Source organism: Streptomyces bobili (assembly GCF_002154575.1).
Lineage (GTDB): Bacteria > Actinomycetota > Actinomycetes > Streptomycetales > Streptomycetaceae > Streptomyces > Streptomyces bobili.
On sequence record NZ_MUBA01000887.1, the window covers coordinates 1 to 1,605 of the forward strand.

The window sequence follows — 1,605 nt, forward strand, 5'->3', positions numbered from 1 at the left end:
TCGAACAGGACGTTGCCGGGGTGGAAGTCCCGGTGCAGGAAGCGCCCCTCGTAGGACGGGGGTTCACGGCGGATCACGTCCACCGCCCGCTCCCACAGCGCCCCCGCGGGCGTGCGGACCCGCTCCGCGGACGTCCACGCCTGGTACGGCCGCGGCCGGTCACCGGGGACGACCCGGTGGATACGGACCAGCTGGGCCGCGAGCAGGTCCAGCCGGCGCTCCAGGTCCTCCTCGTCGAGGCGGACCCGGCCGGGCAGCGCCGACATCAACAGGGCGGGATGGTCGCAGAGTTCGCCCCTCGCGTCCACGGCGACCAGCCGCGCCGCGGGGATCCCCTCCTGTCCGGCGAGCAGGGTCAGGATGTCCGCCTCCCGCGCCAGCAGGCCGGGTGCGTGACGGCGGAAGAAGGGTTTCACGAACGTCCGCAGCACGAGTTCCGTGCCGTCGTCGAGGGTGAGCTGACGCATCTGTGCACTCCAACCGCCTTGCAGCGGGCGGGAGTCGACGACCGTACGCCCCTCCGGCACCTGCTTGGCCAGCCAGGCGCGGGTCGCCGTCCAGCCGCCCTCGCCGAGGCCGGTGAGCACGGCAGCCACGAACGCCCGCCGGTCACCGGGGTGATCGCGCAGCCAGGCGCCCACCTGATGATCGGCGTCGGGCAGTTCGAGGCGGGTGTACTGGGCACGGGCGGACAGCGCGTCCTGCACCGCCTCGGTGACCTCCGCCGGGATCACCGCGTCGGTACCCGGCACGGCGAGCACCGCCCGCCCCTCGTACGCCCGCAGCGCGTCGAGCGCCGGAGCCGCCCGCCAGCTCCCCGGCGTCCGGATGAGCGCGCTGAACCGGCCGTCCCCGTCACCGAACGGCACGTCCCACGCCTCACCCGCGTACACCGCGGGCGCGCACAGCCCCAGGGCCGCGACGTGTTCCCCGTAGTGGGCGGCGAGGTCCGCCACCGTCTGGCCGCTCATGCTGAACCCGACGAGCACCAGCGGCCCGCCCGCCGGCACGTACGCGTCGATCACCGCCATGGCCTGCTCGAAGCGCCGCCGCAGGCTCAACTCACCGAGCGCGCCCGTGCTTTCGCCGTGCCCGGAGAAGTCGAGGGCGAGGGCGTGGCAGCCGTGCGCCGTGAACTCGCCGAGCAGCGGCAGCAGTCGCTCCTTGCTGCTCCGGCCCGCACCGTGCAGGACGACGGCGGTGGCCGCACCGGGACCGCCGCCGCCATCGCCGTACACACCGCAGAGACGCTCACCGCCGTGCTCGTACACCAAGGCTCTCATCGCCCCATTCACTCACGGGCGCGCAGCGGAAAAGGAGATGCACGTTGAGTGACCGCCTCCCTACTCTGGAGAAGCCACCCCACCCCCCACCGCCACCACCCAGCACACCCGTCCGTCCAAGCCCAGGAAGGAGGCACGCCATGGGCACCGTCGTTCTCTCCGGGACCGCCGTCCTGGTGGTCCTGGGATTCGGTAACCACCTGTACTGGCTCGCCGCGGTCGCCGTCCTCTACCTGTACGCGCGCCACGGCCGAGGCTCGTCCTCGACGTCGTCGGGTCCGGCGGCGGGCTCGCCGCAGGGCCCCACCGCCACCCCCACCCC

At 73.5% G+C, this 1,605-nt stretch carries 1 protein-coding gene and 1 pseudogene; one reads left to right on the forward strand and one right to left on the reverse strand.

Annotated features, from left to right (window positions below):
- Nucleotides 1-1,283: alpha/beta fold hydrolase (locus tag BZL64_RS38490; protein WP_086773534.1), on the reverse strand; the 1,283-nt coding region annotated here is incomplete at its 3' end.
- Between the two features lie 140 nt (nt 1,284-1,423).
- Between BZL64_RS38490 and BZL64_RS38495 the strand changes: the two are divergent.
- A pseudogene (locus BZL64_RS38495) lies at nt 1,424-1,605 on the forward strand (hypothetical protein); the annotation flags it as partial.